Source organism: Pseudomonas sp. 28 E 9 (genome assembly GCF_900004785.1).
Lineage (GTDB): Bacteria > Pseudomonadota > Gammaproteobacteria > Pseudomonadales > Pseudomonadaceae > Aquipseudomonas > Aquipseudomonas orientalis_A.
In genome coordinates this window covers 62,658-78,598 of sequence record NZ_CVTK01000040.1, presented here as the reverse complement: position 1 = coordinate 78,598, position 15,941 = coordinate 62,658, and the positions used below count along the sequence as shown (strand labels likewise).

Genomic DNA, 15,941 nt, shown 5'->3' with positions numbered 1-15,941 from the left:
GCATTCCAATCGTTAGCCGATCAAAACCCCCTCCCCCGACAAACTGCTCACCCCCACCAGTGTCACCGAGTCGGCGCCGAAGCTGATCACCGTATCCCCGCCGACCAGCTTGGCATGATCGCGATAATCCGCGCTGCCCTGCACGTCCGTGAAGACCAGCTTGTCCGTCGCCTGGTAGCCCACCACGCGATCATTGCCAAAGTGCCCGCTGAACAGGAAGGTGTTATGCCCGCTGCTGTCGCGGATCGTGTCATTGCCTTTGCCGCCCTCGATAAAGTCCGCGCCCTTGCCGCCCTGGATCAGGTCGTCGCCGTGACTGCCGATGATGAATGTGTCGCCCTTGTGCGCTTCGGCATTGCGGTTGAGGTCCTGCACCCAGGTGGTGGCCCGCGCGGGGTCGGACAGGTTGGCGACGATCACCGTGGAGTCGCGGGTCATCTGCTCATAGAAGCCGGAGTCGAGAATGCGCGTCATGCCATCGCCGTAGCCGGTGGGCAAGTGCGACACCCAGGTCGGCAGGTTGAGGATGGAAAACGGCAGCACGTTCCACAACGATGACGCGTAGTGGTCGTTGAAGCTGACGATATTGTCGGTGGTGGACTCATGGGGGTTGTCGTGCACGCCCAGGGACGACAGGTTGAACGATGCGCCATCCAGCGCACGGAACACCGGGTCATTTTCGTAGCCCACGTTCAGCACTTTGTCACCGCCGCTCTGGGTCGGCGAGGCATAGGCCACATAGTTGGCGTCCTTGTAGAAGCCCGACCATTTACTGTCGCTCAAGTCGGCCATGCTGTTGACCGCCAGCCCACCGAGGCTGTGACCGCTGACCAGTACGTCCTGGCCGTTGAGGCCGTGGGCACCGGCAAACTCGGCGACGTTCTTGAGCAAGCCGCCGAAGGCTTCGCCGACGTAGTTTTTCGCGTAGTCCTTGGGCCCGAACGCGGCGAGCAGGTCGCTGATGACATCGCCGATCGAATCGCTGATCAGGTGTTCACGCGGCCCGGACGTGCCGCGAAAACCGATACCGATTTCCAGCAATTTGCCTGCGTCATCGTACTTGCCCAGCACTTCGACCTGGGCCGTGGTGTAGCCGGGCTTTTCGCCGAAAAACGTCCCCCGGGCGTCGACCTTGCCGGTGTAGCCGAGGCTGCTGGCGCTGATCGGCGTCCAACCGGCTTGCTGCACCGCGTCGAGGGCGGCTTTTTCCGAATCCGGGTTCCACGGAATGCCGGGAATGACCCCCTGGGAATCGGTACTGCCCAGCAGCGCCTGCACCAGCGTGGCCGGTAAACCCAGGCCCAGGCCGTTGTGTTGATACCCCACGGCGTAGCCATTATCCAGGTTGTGATACGCATACAGCGTGATCGCCATCGCATCGGCGAACAACGTCTTGGAGCCCTCGGTCCCGAGGTTTTTATAGTCAAAGATACCCATGGCAGTGCCTCTCTGTTGTTGGATTTGTCGAGAAAGCGAAACACCTCTTGTCCATTACCAACTGTAGGAGCGAGCTTGCTCGCGAAGATCGTCAACGATGACGCGCTCTACCTGAACAACCGCGCCGCACTTGAGTTTTTCGCGAGCAAGCTCGCTCCTGCAGTGGTTTTTAACGCGTCAGAACGCCCAGTCCAGGCTCAAACCGACGCCATGCACTTTCTCCTTGCTGGCCAGCAAACCGTTGTAGTCGAAGTTCACCCGCGCATCCTTGCTCAGGGCCAGGCTCACCCGTGCCCCGACCAGGGCGGCATCGCGCACCATCGGCGCGCTTTCCACCGCGAACGAAGGGCCGCCGGAGGCAAACGCCAGGTGCTGCTCGGCGTCCGTGCTGCTCAGATTGTGCTGCCAGCCCAGGCTCCCGGACACTTCCAGTTGCTGGTGATCATTGATGTTGAAGGTTTTCAAGGCGCGCACACCCAGGGTGCTCAGCACCAGGTCGCGGCTGTCGTCGCCACTTTTCAGCGCAGCGGCATCGCCCTTCTCTTTGAAGCTGTCCGTGTCCAGGTGCACGTAGGCCAGGTTGGCGAATGGCTCAAGCGCCAAGGGTTGCAGGTTGATGCGGTACGCCGCCTCGGTGAACACCTGGGTGCTGTGGGCATCGACCTTGGCGTTCTGCTTGCCGCTGACATCGCCGTATTGCAGGTCGCGCTTCACATCGGCGCGGTGCCAGCTGTAGGTTGCGCCGCCACTCAGGCGCCAGGCGCCGATTTCATGCCCGGCATAGGCACCGAAGTGGTAGCTGTCGACCGAGGCACGGCTATGGGTGTCGCTGCCCATGTTCAGAGACGTATCGCTGTAGCCGGCCACCAGGCCGATGCGCGTTGCGTCGTCGAGGGCACCGTCGACGCCGGCCAGCATGCCGCCGATGGACGTGGTGTAGCCCGCCGTGTCGCTGCGGCTGTCGGTCTTGCCCCAGGCCCCCAGCGCTTTTACCCACACGTTGCCACGGCTGTCGATGGCCTGGCTGGTCGCGCCCATTTCACCGTTGCGCAGGCGCTCGCCAACCGCTTCGCGCACGTAGCGGCTGTCATTGACCAACGCAGTCTCCAGGGCTGGATAGACTTCGCCACTCAGTTGCTGGAACGCGCCCTGTGCCGAGGCCGCCGTCGGGGCCAGCAACAGGCTTTCATACACGCCGTTGCCCGCGCCCAATTGCTCAGCGGCTGCGGCGACGGCGCGCTGGTTTGGCGTCGCGGCCACGCTGGCGAAGCTGTTGGTGCGTGCCACATCCAGCTGCACACCGCCCGCCGCATAGTTCAACGTGCCGCCGATGAACAGGTAGTCCGGCAGTACCGCACCGAAGCGGCCGGTAATACCGCCCGCCGCTTGCAGGATGGTGTACTGGCGGCCGATCAGGCTTTGCGCCTGGGTCGCGCTGAGCAAGGTCGGGCTGTTTTCCAGGGCCAGGGTCACGGTACCGCCGTTGAGTGTGGCGGTGCCGCCGGCGACGATGCGGTCGCTGCTCGTGGGCGACAATTCCACCGCATAAGTCGAGCCTGCATCGAAGGTGACATTGCCCGCCACGTTCAGCGTGCCGATGGAGTTGCCCGGCGCCACGGTGCCGCCGCTTCTGGCGGTCAGCGAGCCGATACGCCCCGAGCCACCGACCACGCCGCTCTGGCTGACGGTCACGTCGGAGGTGAGCGAGCCGTTGATCGCCAGCAAGCCCTGGTTGACCAGGGTCGGGCCGCTGTAGGTGTTGGCGCCGGTCAGCACCAGGGTGCCAACGCCCTGCTTGGTCAGGCCGCCATGCCCGGCGATGTCATTGCTCCACACGTCCAGCCCGCAATGGATGTCGGTGCACACGCGCTGGGTCGGTTTGCCGGCGTCCACCACCGCGCCAATGCCCGGCAGGTCGGCGACGAACTGGCCACTGCCATACGCGCCGTCGATGCGAAACTCGGCCGGAATATCCTCGGCGGTAACGAACATCCCCGGGCCGTTGACCGCCTTGCCCAGGTTGATCATGCCCCAGCCATACAGCGAGTCGATGCCCGGCGCGCCAAGGTCGGTGGCGGTGGTCTTGAGCAGCGTGGAGATCTGGTCGCCGCTCATGTACGGGAAGCGCTCCATCAGCACCGCCGCACTGCCGGCCACATGGGGCGCGGCCATGGAGGTGCCGTTGAAGTTGGCGTAGTCGTTGGTGAGGTTGTCCAGGTTGGTGCCGTTGATGATCGAACTGAAAATCTTCGTACCCGGCGCCGCTACGCAGAAACTCGCCGCATAGCCACAGCGCGAGGAGAAGGTGCTGATCACGTAGGGGTTGGCGCTCGTGGTATCCGGGTTCTGCTGCAGGGCCGCCACCGACAGCCAGTTCGGCGCAATCTGCGGCACGAAATACGCCAGGCCCGAGATCGCATCCGGGTTGTTGCGGTTGTAGTCGTTACCGGCGGCAAAGATGGTCAGCACACCGCTGCGGGCCGCGTCGATCGCTCCTTGATAGGCACCGCCTGCAATCGTGCCGAGGATCGGCCGGATGTTGTTGAACTGCGCCTGGGCTTCATTGACCGTGAAGTTGGGGAACGCCGGATCGCGACCGCCCTTGGCGTACTGATCGCCGATGCCGATGCCCCAGCTGTTGTTGATGATGCGCGCGCCGCTGGCGACCAGCGCATCCCAACCGGCTTTGTACACCGCGCCATCGTTGCCCAGGATGATCCCGTCTTCCGGGCCTGGGTCGCCGTTTTCGGCGCTGATGATTTGCGCGTTGAACGCCACGCCATGCATCGGCCCGCCGTCGCGGTTACCCGCCGCAATGCCGCCGACATGGGTGCCGTGGTTGCCCAACTTGCCGTTGGAGCCCAGGGACGGCGTGCCGTCATAGCGAAACGCATCACCGGCCTTCACCGGAATGTACGGGTCGGTGTACTGGCGGATGCCCTCGGTGACGATCGTCACCACTTTGCCCGGGCTGGCGAATTCCGGATGCTGGGCGTACACCGGCTGGTCGAAGATGCCCAGCTTGACGCCCTTGCCGGTGTAGCCGGCGGCATACGCGGTGTCGGCGTGCACGGCGCCCAGGCCCCAATCGGCCTTGAACTCGTTGCTGCGCCAACTGGCGGCATCGCCCGGCTTGCCGGTTTCCACATAGGGTGCGGCCTGGGCGGTTTGCATGCTTGCGAGGCCGCTGGCCAGGCAGCACAGCAACGCGCCGTATGGCACGCGGCTCAACGCCTTGAGCGGATAGCCCGGCCCTGTGTGGAGGGCAATGGTGAACCCTGACTTGCGTTTTTTCACGGTGACCTTCCTTAGTTTTCTTATTGCCAGTAGGTGAATCACTTTCCCTGTGGGAGGGGGCTTGCCCCCGATAGCGGAGTGTCAGTCGCCGGATGTACCGGCTGACCCACCCTCATCGGGGGCAAGCCCCCTCCCACATTTGATTTGTGGTGTGCCTTTAGAACTGCCAGTTCAGGCTTAGCCCCACGCCCTGGGTTTTCTCGCGCCCGCCCAATTGGCCGTTGTAATCCAGGTTGACCCGTGTCGACGGGCTCAGCGCCAGGCTCGCCTGCAGTCCTACCAACGCGGCGTCGCGCAGCAACGGTGCGCTGCGCACGGCAAAGGACGGCCCGCCGGCGACAAACGCCAGGTGCTCCTCGGACTCCACCGCCGTCAGGCTGTGTTGCCAGCCCAGCGAGCCGGACAGTTCCAGTTGTTGATGGTCGTTCAACACCACGGTTTTCAGTGCGCGCACGCCGAGGGTGCCGAGCACCGCATCACGTCGGTCATCGCCGCGCTCCAGGGCCGCCGCTGCGCCTTTTTCGTGGAACGAATCGCTGTCCAGGTGCACGTAGGCCAGGTTGGCGAAGGGTTCCAGTGCCAGCGGTTGCAGGTGAATGCGGTACGCCGCTTCGGTGAACAACTGCGCGGTGCGCGCCTCCAGCTTGGTCTTTTGCTTGCCGCTGACCTCGCCGTATTGCAGGTCGCGCTTCACATCGCCGCGATGCCAGCTGTAGGCACCGCCAACACTCAGGCGCCAGTCGCCCAGCTCACGCCCGGCATAGGCGCCGAAGTGATAGCTGTCGATGGACGCCGAGGAATGGGTGCCGCCGCCCATGTTCAACGAGCTGTCGCTGTAGCCGGCGACCACACCGACGCGGGTCTGTTCGTCCAGTGCGCCGTCGACACCCGCCAGCAAACCGCCGAGGGAGGTGGTGGAACCCGCCGTTTCACCGCGCGTATCGGACTTGCCCCAGGCGCCCAGGGCCTTGAACCACAGGTTGCGTTCACCGGCCACCGGCACATGGCGCAGGCGCTCGCCCACCGCGTCGCGCAGTTGGCGGCTGTCGTTGATCAACATCGCGCCCACGCCCGGGTAGATCTCACCGGACAGTTGCTGCAAGCCCTGTTGCGCCGTGGCTATCGAGTCCGATTGCAGCAGGCTTTCGTACACCGGGTTGCCGGCCCCCAACTGCTCGGCGGCCGTGGCGACGGCGCGCTGATTGCGGGTGGCGGCGACGCTGGCGAAGCTGGCGTCATTGCGCCCCACCGCCAGTTGCACGCCGTTGGCGGCGTAATCCAGCGTGCCGCCGAGGAACAGATAGTTCGGCAGCACCTGGCCGAACTGGCCCTGGATACCGCCGGCTGCCTCAAGGATCGAATATTGCCGGCCGATCAGGCTCTGGGCCTGGCTCTGGCTTAATAATGTCGGGCTGTTTTCCAGGGCCAGGGTGACCGTACCGCCCCCCAGCACAGCCTTGCCGCCGGCGACGATGCGGTCGCTACGGGTGGGGGTGAGTTCAACTGCATAGGTGGAGCCTGCGCCCAGGTTCACATCCCCAGCTACCTGCAAGGTGCCCACCGAGTTACCCGGCGCCACGCGCCCGCCGTGGTTGACCGACAGCGCGCCGATCCGCCCGGAACCGCCTAGGGTGCCGCTGTCGTTGACCGTTACGGCCGAGGTCAACGCGCCGTTCACCGCCAGCAGGCCGCCGTTGACCAGGGTTGGACCGCGATAGGTGCTGTCGCCGCTGAGCACCAGGCTGCCCGCGCCGGATTTGATCAGGCTGCCTTCGTACACGCGGTTCGCCGCCGCCTGATCACGCGCGCTGCCCACGGCGTAGTCGGTCTGGTCCTGCTGGCTGGCGCTGGCGCTCAGGCCGTTCTGCCAGCCTTTATCGAGCAGGGTTTGCTGCCAGGCGCTGTGTTCGGCGCGGTCTTCGGCCTGGCGCTGGAGCAAGGCCTGGTCGGAGATGCCGTTACTCCACACATCGCCCTGCCCGGCCGCGAGGTTCACGTTCATCGCGCCGAGCAACTGCCCCGGCCCGTGCATCGCCCGGCCGAGGTCCGGCACGCCCCAGCCGACGATGGCGTTGGGGGCCTGGGTGATTGAGCCGTCAAGCTGCGTGGCGGTGGTCAACAGTACCTGCAGCGCCTGTTCGTTGGTCATGTAGGGATAGCGCTCCATCACCAGCGCCAGGGCGCCGGTGGCATGGGGCGCGGACATTGAGGTGCCGGATTTCACCCCATAACCACCTTCCGGGATGGTGCTGTTGATCAGCGCACCCGGAGTAGAGATGCACCAGTATTTGGCGATGCCGCACTTGTTGTACTTCTGGTTGTTGGCCTTATCCAGCCCCGACACCGCCAGCCAGTGACCTTCCAGTTCCGGCTGGAAGTACGGCAGCGCCGAGCGCACGCTGGCATTCGCATAGCCGCTGTTGCCGGCGCTGAACACGTTGATCACGCCGGCCTTGGCCACATCCGCCGCCGCGTCCAGCCAGGTACCGCGGTTGTAGTGCTGGGCGTAGGCCGCGTGCAGGTCACCGAGGGTCTGGTAGCTGACGTCCTTGGGTTGGCTGCCCCAACTGTTGTTGATGGCGCGCACGCCGGAATCCACCAGGGCGCTGTACACCGTCTTGAAATACTTGGGGTCCGGGGTCGGGCCGAACAGGAAGCTGTCGTTGGCGTTGGTGTTGCCGACGTAGACCTGTGCGTTGTACGCCACACCATGCATGCCCACGCCGTCGCGCGCCGCGCCCATGGTGCCGGTGACGTGCGTACCGTGGGAGTCGTTGTTCGGGTTGAGCGCGCCCGTGGTGCTGAAGGCACTGCCATCGACGTACGTGCCGCTGGCGGTGACCGGGTGGAAGCGCTCTTTGGACGCTTCGGGGTGATTGGCGTCGAACCCCGAATCCAGCGCGCCGATTTTTACGCCCTTGCCGCTGATTCCGGCGGCATAGGCTTCATCGGCCTTCATGCGCCCCAGGCCCCAATCGCTCTGGTATTCGGCGGAACGCCAACTGGCGGGGTTACCCGCTTGGCCGGTCTCGGTGTATTGCGCCTGCGCCGCAACGGACAACAGCAGCAATGAGCCTGCGGTGAAGGGTTTGAACCGTGGTGAATCGGTGATCATCCGTACACTCCTGTTTTATTGTTATGTCGTGCCCCTACCGCGTTCGCTCCGGGCCGAAGGCTTCGTCCACCTTGGCCAGGTCGGTGTCGCGCAGGTTGCCCGCGTAGTAATGCAATTTGGTCCAGGCCATCAGGTAGTCGTACCGCGCCTGGGCCAGGTCGCGGCGGGTGCTGTAGAGCTGTTGCTCGGCGTTCAACGCATCGAGGTTGACCCGCTCGCCGCCGAGGATGCTTTGCTTGGTCGACACCACCAGTGCCTCGGCCGAGGCCAGGGCCTTCTGATAGGCGCGCAGCTTGCTCACCCCCGACAGGCACGCACTGAACTGGCGGCGCAGTTCGATCAGGGTTTCGCGGGTCTTGCCTTCCAGTTCGTACTCGGCCTGCTCCATGGCGCGGCTGGCCTGGCGCGTGGAGGCCGAGATAGCCCCACCGGCATACAGCGGCAGGCTGACTTCGACGCCGATGGTGTTGGTGTCGTAGCGCTGGTTGTAGGTGTTGCCGCTGTCCGATTCCTGCTTGCGCGAACTGGCATAGGCGGTAATTTTCGGCAGGTGCCCGGCGCGGTTGCGCTCCACTTCATAGCGCGCCACTTCCACGGACTGGCGCTGCGAGGCCAGCACCGGGTTGTTGGTCAATGCCAGTTCGTGCCAGGTGGCGTAGTTGGCCGGGCTCAGGCTGAATGCGGCGAAGCTCTGGTTCAGCGGTGCGAGGTCGTCGATATTGACGCTTTGCACACCGATCAGCGCGCCCAGTTCGCGCAGGGAGGCATCCTGCTCATCCAGGGCCTGGATCTCTTCGGCGGTAGCCAGTTCATAGCGCGATTCAGCTTCCAGGATGTCCGTGCGCGTGCCCTCGCCCGCCTTGAACAAGTGTTCGTTCTGCTGGAACTGCTGCTCGAACGCTTTCTTCTTGGCGCGGGCAATGTCGATCTGGTCCTGGGCGAACAACGCCTGAGTGTAATAGCTCAACACCCGCACCAGCAGGGCCTGGCTCTTGTCGCGAAAGCTCTCGTCGGCGAACAGCGCCTGGGCCACGCCCTTGCGGTAGTTGGCGTAGGCTTCGTAGTCGAACAGCGGCTGTTGCAGGCTGAAGGTGGAACCGTAGCTGTTGTAGTTGCGGTCGTCGCGATAGCTGCCGCCACGGCCGTCGGGCAGGTGCGCTTCGGAATTGTTGCGGCCCTTGTTGTAGTTGTACGACAGCCTCGGCAACAGGCCGGCGCGGCCGATGGTGCGGTTTTCCAGGCCGGCGTCGCGCTCCTTGATCGCGCCGAGGAACACCGGGTCGTTGCGCAGGGCCTGCTCGTACACATCGAACGGACCCATGGCGGCGTGGGCACTGGCGCAAGTGAACAGCAAGGCGATGAACACAGGCTTCATGTTCATTCCTCGGTCAACGCGGAGCCGGCGCGGTCCAGCAGCGGCTTGAACAGATAGTTGAGCAACGAGCGCTCGCCGGTGCGCACGAACATCTCGGCGGGCATGCCCGGCTTGATCACCAGGCCGTGGAGTGTTTCCAGCGCCGCCTCGCTGACGGTGGTGCGCAGCACGTAATACGGCGCACCGGTCTTTTCATCGAGCATCTGGTCGGCGGAAATCAGGCTCACCTCTCCCGGCACGCGCGGGGTGCGGCTCTGGTTGAAGGCGGTGAAGAGGATGTCCACCGGCAAGTGCGTGCCAACCTTGTCCACCAGGTGCACCGGCAAATGCCCTTCCACCTCCAGGCGCGTGCCTTGCGGCACGATCTCCAGCAACGTTTCCCCGGCCCGCACCACGGCGCCCTCGGTGTGTACGCCGAGGTTGACCGCGATGCCATCGGCCGGCGCGTTGATTTCGCTGTGCTGCAAGTCGAACCCGGCGGAGGTGAGTTGCTGCTCCAGGGTCAGGCTGCGCAGCTGCGCGTCGGCCAATTGGCTGCGCACTTCCTTCTGGTATTCCTCGCTGTGCTGCTGCAATTTGAGGCGCGACTCGACAATACCCTGCTCGATGCGGCCACTCTCGCCGGCGTTCTGCGCCAGGTCCTGCTGCACCTGGGACAACTGGCGCTGGTAGTCCATCAGACGGTTGCGCGGGATATAGCCGTTGTCGGCCAGCGGTTGCAGGCTGCTCAGCTGGTCGCGCAGGGATTGCGCCTGGGCGGTCAGGTCGCTGCGGGCACGGCGCATGCCGCCCAACTGCGACGTGGCGCCGTCGATACTCGCCCGAATGCCGGCCTGCTCACGGGCAAAGGCTTCGCGCCGGCTGCTGAACAGTTGGCGCTGGCCTTCAAGTACCAGCGCCAGGGCCGGGTCGGGGTTGTCGCTCAGTTGCGCGGGGAAGCTGACGCCGGGCAAGTTGTCGCGTTCACTCTGCCAGCGTGCGGCGCTGGCCCAGGCCATACGGTACTGGGCTTGCAGCGATTGCACGTCGGCCTGGTGCTGGGTCTGGTCGAGGCGAAACAGCGGCTGGCCTTGTTTCACCACCTCGCCTTCACGCACCAGGATCCGGCTGACCACGCCGGGGCTGAGGGTCTGCACGGCCTTGCGCTTGCCCGACACCACCACCGTGCCCTGCACCGGAATGCCTTGATCCAGCGGCGCCAGGCTGGCCCAGAGGAAAAACCCGCCGGCGCCGACCACGGTCAGCAGCCAGCCCATGCGCACGAAGAAGCGCGCGTCGTGTTGTTCGTAAATCATGCACGTATCCTTACTGCTTGACGCAAAACGTGTAGGAGCGAGCTTGCTCGCGAAAAGCGCACAGGCATTGTGGGTATCCAATCGGAGCGCGTCATCGTTGACGACTTTCGCGAGCCAGCTCGCTCCTACCGCCGGTTTTTTCCCTCGGTGCCTCGTGCTGGCCGGACAACGCGCGCAGCACGTCCTGGCTCGGTCCGAACGCCTGCAACTGGCCTTCGCTGAGCACCAGCAATTTGTCGGCCTGGGCCAAGGCGGAGGAACGGTGCGTCACCAGCACCACGCTGCTGCCCTGGGCCTTCATCTGCATGATGGCGCTGGCCAGTGCGGCTTCACCAACGGTGTCGAGGTTGGAGTTGGGCTCATCCAGCACGATCAGGCGCGGCCCGCCGTACAAGGCGCGCGCCAGGGCCACGCGTTGCTTCTGCCCGCCGGACAGGCCGCCGCCGTTGTCGCCCAGAACGGTGTCGTAGCCCTGGGGCAGGCGCAGGATCAATTCATGCACCCCGGCCTGCTGCGCCGCCTTGACCACCTGTTCCGGGTCGGCTTCGCGAAAGCGCGCGATGTTGTCGGCGATGCTGCCGCTGAACAGTTCGATGTCCTGGGGCAGGTAGCCGATATGGGGGCCAAGGTCATTGCGGTCCCAGCGGTGAATATCCGCGCCGTCCAGGCGCACGGTGCCGGCCAGGGTCGGCCATACCCCCACCAGCACCCGGGCCAGGGTGGACTTGCCCGAGCCCGAAGCGCCCAGCACGCCCAGCACTTCGCCGGCGCCCAGGTTGAAGCTGACGTGGTGCAGGGTCGCCAGGCGTCGACCGGGCGGGCCGGCGCTGACCTGCTCGAAACTGACCTGGCCCTTGGGCGCAGGCAAGGCCATCTGCTCGCCTTCCGGAGGGAACTCGCGCAGCAATTCGTCAAGGCGCTGGTAGGCCAGCTTGGCCGAGCTCCATTGTTTCCATACCGCGATCAACTGGTCGATGGGGCTGAGGACCCGGCCCATCAAAATGGAGCCGGCGATCATCATCCCGGCAGTCATATCGCCCTTGATCACCAAAAAGGCGCCCAACCCCAAAACCAGGGACTGCAGGCACAGCCGCAAGGATTTGCTCAGCGAGGTGATCACCGAGCCGGTGTCGCTGGCCTGGTTCTGCAAGCCGAGGAACTGCGAATGCACCGCGAACCAGCGCTGGCGCAGCGCACCGAGCATGCCCATGGCCTGGATGGTTTCGGCATTGTGCAGATGGCTGGTGGCCAACTGCGTCGACTGCTGGGAAAAACCGCTGGCGTCACCCAGCGGCTTTTTGGTCAGGTACTCGTTCAGGCAGGCCAGGCCGATCAGCAGCACCGCCCCCGCCGTCGCCAGTACGCCAAGCCACACGTTGAACAGGAAAATCACGAACAGGTAGATGGGAAACCAGGGCGCGTCGAAAAACGCGAACAGCGCAGGCCCCGTAATGAACTGGCGAATGTGGGTCAGATCGCCCAGGGATTGCCCCGCATGCCCCTGCCCGCGTTGCAGGTTGCGTTCGAAGGCGGCCTGGTAGACGCGCAAGTTGAAACGTCGCTCCAATTGGCTGCCGATGCGGATCACTACAAAACTGCGGATCACTTCCAACAGGCCAATAAAGGCAAAGAACCCGACGACCATCAGCGTCAACATCACCAGCGTCGTTTCATTCTGGGAGGACAGCACGCGGTCGTACACTTGCAGCATGTAAATCGATGGCACCAGCATCAACAGGTTAATCAAGGCGGTAAAACAGCCAATGCTGATCAAGATGCTCTTGTATTCACCCAGCGCCTTGAACAAGGGCGCAACAGCATGGGGCTTGGCCATATATTCTTATCTTCCCTGAACCCGGATAACGCGCAATAGTTGCCCAACCCCTGATTAAGGCGCGGCCAACTAACAAATGAAGTTATAAGCTTATAACTGGAAACTAAGGCGTGCGTCGCAATGCAACTACCGCACCGGATTTAGTGCGCCCCTCATACTCGCCTTCCGCCTGGCGGTTCAAGTGCGTGATCCCGCTGCCTTCGGCATTCATCAGCCAGATACCGTCCGGGGTGGGCGACCAGGTCAGGGGCTTCTCACCCAGCCATTGCGCCACGCACGCTACATCGCCGCCCAGGCGGTTGGCCTGCTCTTGCAGGTCCAGCGCGCACACCTGGTCACCCTGGTGCAACTGCCAATGCCCCGCCAATTGCGCGGTGCTGGGTAAAACAAGACTGCTCGCCATTGCATGGGCTCCTGCCGACACGATCAAAAGGGTCAACCACTTGGAAAAACGTTGCATCGTCTGGCTCCATCCTGGAACGCGGCGCCTGCGCGCCGCGCTTTACATCACGCCACGATGTCGCTGGCAGCCGCCTGGCCAACGGTGGTGACGAGGAAATCCGCCACGCCGTGCCCGGAGAAGTCCACCGCCAACGTACCCAAGTTGGTACCTGAGGCGTAGGACAGAACTGCGTCGCCGGCATGTCCGGTAAACGCATTGACGAAGGTCACGCCCGCACCCTTGGTGATACCGGACAGGTCGATCTTGTCCGAACCCGAGGTGAAGTCAAAGATCTTGTCTGCGGCCCCTGGCCTGGAGTCGGAACTGGCACCGTACACGAAGGTGTCGCTGCCGGCGCCGCCCCACAGCTGGTCCGCACCGCCACCGCCGTAGATGAGGTCGTTGCCGGCCCCGCCCTTGATCAGGTTGGCCGCCTGGTTACCAATGATCAGATCATTGCCCGCGCCGCCGAACGCGTTCTCGATGGTGACGCCCTTGGCGATGGACACGTTGCCCACCAGGCCGCCAACGTCGGAGAACGAGGTCGCATTGAGATTGATCTTCTGGTTCTGGGTAAAGCCGGAGAAGTCCAGGGTGTCGTTGCCGCCACCGTCCCATACCGAGAACACCAGCTTGTCGGCATTGGATGTGGCGCTGAGGAAATCACGCCCGGTGTTGGAGTTGAAACCGTAGGTGGTGTCACCGGCGCGGGTGTTGAGGTTGGCACCGTAGAGCTTCTGGATCGCGGCAATGTCGTCGATCAGCGGACCGGAAGCATAAGCCTCGACCCCGCCCTTGCTGAAGTTCTGGTTGGTGTTGCTCTCGCTCCAGTAACTCATGAGGCTATAGCCACGCGTGTCCTGTCCATAGGTCGCGTCTTTATAGCTCGGGTTGCCGTTCCCGGCGTTGTAGTCGCCAGGGTGAGCCAGGCCCAGGGTGTGACCGATTTCGTGGGTCAGGGTCTGCCGGCCATAGTTGTTCAGGTCCGGCGCCTTGTTCTGCGTGTAGCTGTTGTTGGTCAGGTACCACGAGGTGCCGTCGTAGCCTGCGCCGGTGCCGGGCAGGTAAGCGAACGCCGCCGCGCCGTCCTGGCCGCCGCTGTAGTTGCCGAAGGTCATGTGCCCGTCGCCGCCGGAGGCCTTTTCGGTAAAGGTCACGTTGGCCACATCCGACCAGGATTGCATGGCCAGTGCGGCCTGTGCTTTCTGCTGGGCGTTGAATTGGCTGAAGCCCGAGATGCCATGTTTGTTCATGGTGCTCTGGGTAGCCGAGGTGAGGAAGGTGTAGGTCAGATCGATCTTGCCGTTGCCATCAAAGTCCCGGTACGCGGCGCCATCCCGCAGCAGCTGGGTGGCTGCCTGGTCCACGCTGTAGGACGGTTTGCCATTGACCGTGAGGTTGCCGCCACGGTCGTACAAATGGCTGAAGCTATCGATTTGCGAGTAAGCAGTGCTGGCTTGCGCGGCAGATACAATAGCCTTGTCTTTTACTTTTGACATAAACGTACTTCCTTGTTTGCAAGTGCATCAGTCTTTGTTCGATAGGAACCTCGCGGGCGAGGATAGTCCTATCACTCACCTCTTTTGAAGGCGTAAGAAAACTGACACAACTTGAAATCTTTCGTCTACACATATTTCACTGATGAAAAGGTGATGCAGGTTCAACATCAGGAAGTCTCGCGCAGCATTTATTGGGCGCGCTTGCTCATTGCGCGCCTAATCTAAGCCCAGCGTTATTTAAATATTAAATAGCGCTAAAGCGCTTTAACTCAGCGCCGTACTTGAATAATGGATCCAATATATTGACACGGTGGCATAAGCAATATTAATGAGCCACTACCTGCATATTAAAGTGTCGCTGGTCTGCCCCCGGATGCCGGGACACGGGCCAACTTGACGGGGATTGAAGAGAGTCAATGTCAGGTATACCTCGTATATCAGCGAACTCTCCGTTAGCGTTGGACGCCGTGATCAAAAAGGAACCCCTGCATGGACCCCTGTGATCAGCCCTGCCGAAAGAATGTCCGGGCCCTTCTGCTCAATCCACATGATCAAATTCTATTGATGCAGGTGACCCTGCCTGACCGGACCTTCTGGTGCACCCTGGGTGGCGGAATCGAGCCGGACGAAAGCCTTCAAGACGCCGCACAACGTGAGCTGTTCGAGGAAGCGGGATACCGCCCCGAAGAACTTTTTCAAGGGCGCCTGGTGTGGACGGGAAAACACACATTAATACGCAATGGCACGCCGGTTCTTCTGGATGAGTCCTTTCTGCTCTATCGGGCTACCCACGTCGACTTCACGACACGGCATCAGACCGACGAAGAGAAAGCCGTGGTCAAGGAGATGCGCTGGTGGAGCGTCGAGGAAATCAATCACACCGAACAATTCATCGTGCCACCGCGCCTGGGACATTATCTGCAACGCCTGCTCACTCAAGGCCCTCCCGCTTCCCCAGAGCTGATCCAGTTAGCGGATGAGTCAGGACGTTGACTTGATTTGCAACGATGTGTCGACCATGCCGTGGCGTCTCTCGCCAGCCTGGCGGCCGGCAAGACATGATCCAGGTCAAGGAACCGCCGAACGGACCTGAAAAAGTCGCCTTCCCTTTGCGAACGAATGCTATTTTTAGTGCTCGACACCAGGGCTATTGAAGGTCCTGGCCCCTGCCGCGAGCTAAAGGAAGCGCTCAATGAACAAGGTGGGCAATATGAACAAAGTGACCTTTCCCAACGCGTGCCAGTTGATGCGCTGGCATTTTCATCCGATGGGCTTCGAAGGGAGCATGGACGCCCCCGGCAGCATGGTGGCCCGCCTGTTCGAGCGGACCAGCGGCGAGACACTGATCGCCATCGCCGGCATTCCCTGCGCCACCGTGATGAACGCCGCCGATGTGGAGCGCATCATCGAGGCAGTGGAAGATGAGCTCGAGAGTTTTGTGCCGCCGCTGTCGTTGCGGGCTTGATCGATTGCCAGCTGTGGGAGGGGGCTTGCCCCCGATGGCCATAGGTAACTACACAACTCAGCAGCGCCCAACAGTAACCACGATGCGCAGCGAGTCGCTCTTGATCTTGATCTGCTGTTGATCTCAGGCGCCCCGTCAAACCACGCTGGCCGAACGCAGGCTTGAATCCGTGGGTAACCCGG

Annotated in this window: 10 protein-coding genes; 2 read left to right on the top strand and 8 right to left on the bottom strand. The window is 63.0% G+C overall.

Going from position 1 to position 15,941, the window contains the following annotated elements; genetic code table 11:
• Positions 1 to 12: 12 nt before the first annotated feature.
• The 8 genes from BFQ00_RS08070 to BFQ00_RS08035 form a co-directional block, all read right to left on the bottom strand.
• Positions 13 to 1,437, bottom strand: a complete 1,425-nt coding sequence (locus BFQ00_RS08070; RefSeq protein ID WP_065933132.1) for a polyurethane esterase — start codon at positions 1,435 to 1,437, stop codon at positions 13 to 15.
• A 177-nt stretch (positions 1,438 to 1,614) separates the two neighbouring features.
• Entirely contained in the window at positions 1,615 to 4,734 is a 3,120-nt protein-coding gene (locus tag BFQ00_RS08065; RefSeq protein ID WP_065933131.1) for an autotransporter domain-containing protein, read from the bottom strand.
• A 157-nt stretch (positions 4,735 to 4,891) separates the two neighbouring features.
• On the bottom strand, positions 4,892 to 7,849 hold the full coding sequence (locus BFQ00_RS08060; protein ID WP_065933130.1) for an autotransporter serine peptidase EprS: 2,958 nt from the start codon (positions 7,847 to 7,849) through the stop codon (positions 4,892 to 4,894).
• A 34-nt stretch (positions 7,850 to 7,883) separates the two neighbouring features.
• Positions 7,884 to 9,224 carry a TolC family outer membrane protein gene (locus tag BFQ00_RS08055; RefSeq protein ID WP_065933129.1) on the bottom strand — a complete coding sequence of 447 codons (1,341 nt, stop codon included), beginning with the start codon at positions 9,222 to 9,224 and terminating at the stop codon, positions 7,884 to 7,886.
• Between the two features lie 2 nt (positions 9,225 to 9,226).
• Positions 9,227 to 10,519 carry an HlyD family type I secretion periplasmic adaptor subunit gene (locus tag BFQ00_RS08050; protein ID WP_065933128.1) on the bottom strand — a complete coding sequence of 431 codons (1,293 nt, stop codon included), beginning with the start codon at positions 10,517 to 10,519 and terminating at the stop codon, positions 9,227 to 9,229.
• A gap of 91 nt (positions 10,520 to 10,610) precedes the next feature.
• Positions 10,611 to 12,353, bottom strand: coding sequence for a type I secretion system permease/ATPase (locus tag BFQ00_RS08045; RefSeq protein ID WP_065933127.1), 1,743 nt, complete (start codon positions 12,351 to 12,353; stop codon positions 10,611 to 10,613).
• A gap of 103 nt (positions 12,354 to 12,456) precedes the next feature.
• Entirely contained in the window at positions 12,457 to 12,813 is a 357-nt protein-coding gene (locus BFQ00_RS08040) for a protease inhibitor Inh/omp19 family protein (RefSeq protein WP_065888114.1), read from the bottom strand.
• A gap of 47 nt (positions 12,814 to 12,860) precedes the next feature.
• Positions 12,861 to 14,294 carry a serralysin family metalloprotease gene (locus tag BFQ00_RS08035; protein WP_065933126.1) on the bottom strand — a complete coding sequence of 478 codons (1,434 nt, stop codon included), beginning with the start codon at positions 14,292 to 14,294 and terminating at the stop codon, positions 12,861 to 12,863.
• A 489-nt stretch (positions 14,295 to 14,783) separates the two neighbouring features.
• Here BFQ00_RS08035 and BFQ00_RS08030 point away from each other — a divergent pair, with 489 nt between their 5' ends.
• Together BFQ00_RS08030 and BFQ00_RS08025 are read left to right on the top strand one after the other, a co-directional pair.
• Complete coding sequence (locus BFQ00_RS08030; protein WP_065933125.1) at positions 14,784 to 15,287, top strand: NUDIX hydrolase; 504 nt, start codon at positions 14,784 to 14,786, stop codon at positions 15,285 to 15,287.
• Positions 15,288 to 15,486: 199 nt separating this feature from the next.
• Positions 15,487 to 15,759 carry a DUF1652 domain-containing protein gene (locus tag BFQ00_RS08025; RefSeq protein WP_065933124.1) on the top strand — a complete coding sequence of 91 codons (273 nt, stop codon included), beginning with the start codon at positions 15,487 to 15,489 and terminating at the stop codon, positions 15,757 to 15,759.
• The last annotated feature ends 182 nt before the right edge of the window (positions 15,760 to 15,941 follow it).

What these genes read in the sequence shown, in the direction of transcription:
- BFQ00_RS08030 (WP_065933125.1), top strand. Translation starts at nt 14,784, where the DNA reads ATGGACCCCTGTGATCAGCCCTGCCGAAAGAATGTCCGGGCCCTTCTG.
- BFQ00_RS08060 (WP_065933130.1), bottom strand. Translation starts at nt 7,849, where the DNA reads ATGATCACCGATTCACCACGGTTCAAACCCTTCACCGCAGGCTCATTG.
- BFQ00_RS08040 (WP_065888114.1), bottom strand. Translation starts at nt 12,813, where the DNA reads ATGCAACGTTTTTCCAAGTGGTTGACCCTTTTGATCGTGTCGGCAGGA.
- BFQ00_RS08025 (WP_065933124.1), top strand. Translation starts at nt 15,487, where the DNA reads ATGAACAAGGTGGGCAATATGAACAAAGTGACCTTTCCCAACGCGTGC.
- BFQ00_RS08050 (WP_065933128.1), bottom strand. Translation starts at nt 10,519, where the DNA reads ATGATTTACGAACAACACGACGCGCGCTTCTTCGTGCGCATGGGCTGG.
- BFQ00_RS08045 (WP_065933127.1), bottom strand. Translation starts at nt 12,353, where the DNA reads ATGGCCAAGCCCCATGCTGTTGCGCCCTTGTTCAAGGCGCTGGGTGAA.
- BFQ00_RS08035 (WP_065933126.1), bottom strand. Translation starts at nt 14,294, where the DNA reads ATGTCAAAAGTAAAAGACAAGGCTATTGTATCTGCCGCGCAAGCCAGC.
- BFQ00_RS08070 (WP_065933132.1), bottom strand. Translation starts at nt 1,437, where the DNA reads ATGGGTATCTTTGACTATAAAAACCTCGGGACCGAGGGCTCCAAGACG.
- BFQ00_RS08055 (WP_065933129.1), bottom strand. Translation starts at nt 9,224, where the DNA reads ATGAAGCCTGTGTTCATCGCCTTGCTGTTCACTTGCGCCAGTGCCCAC.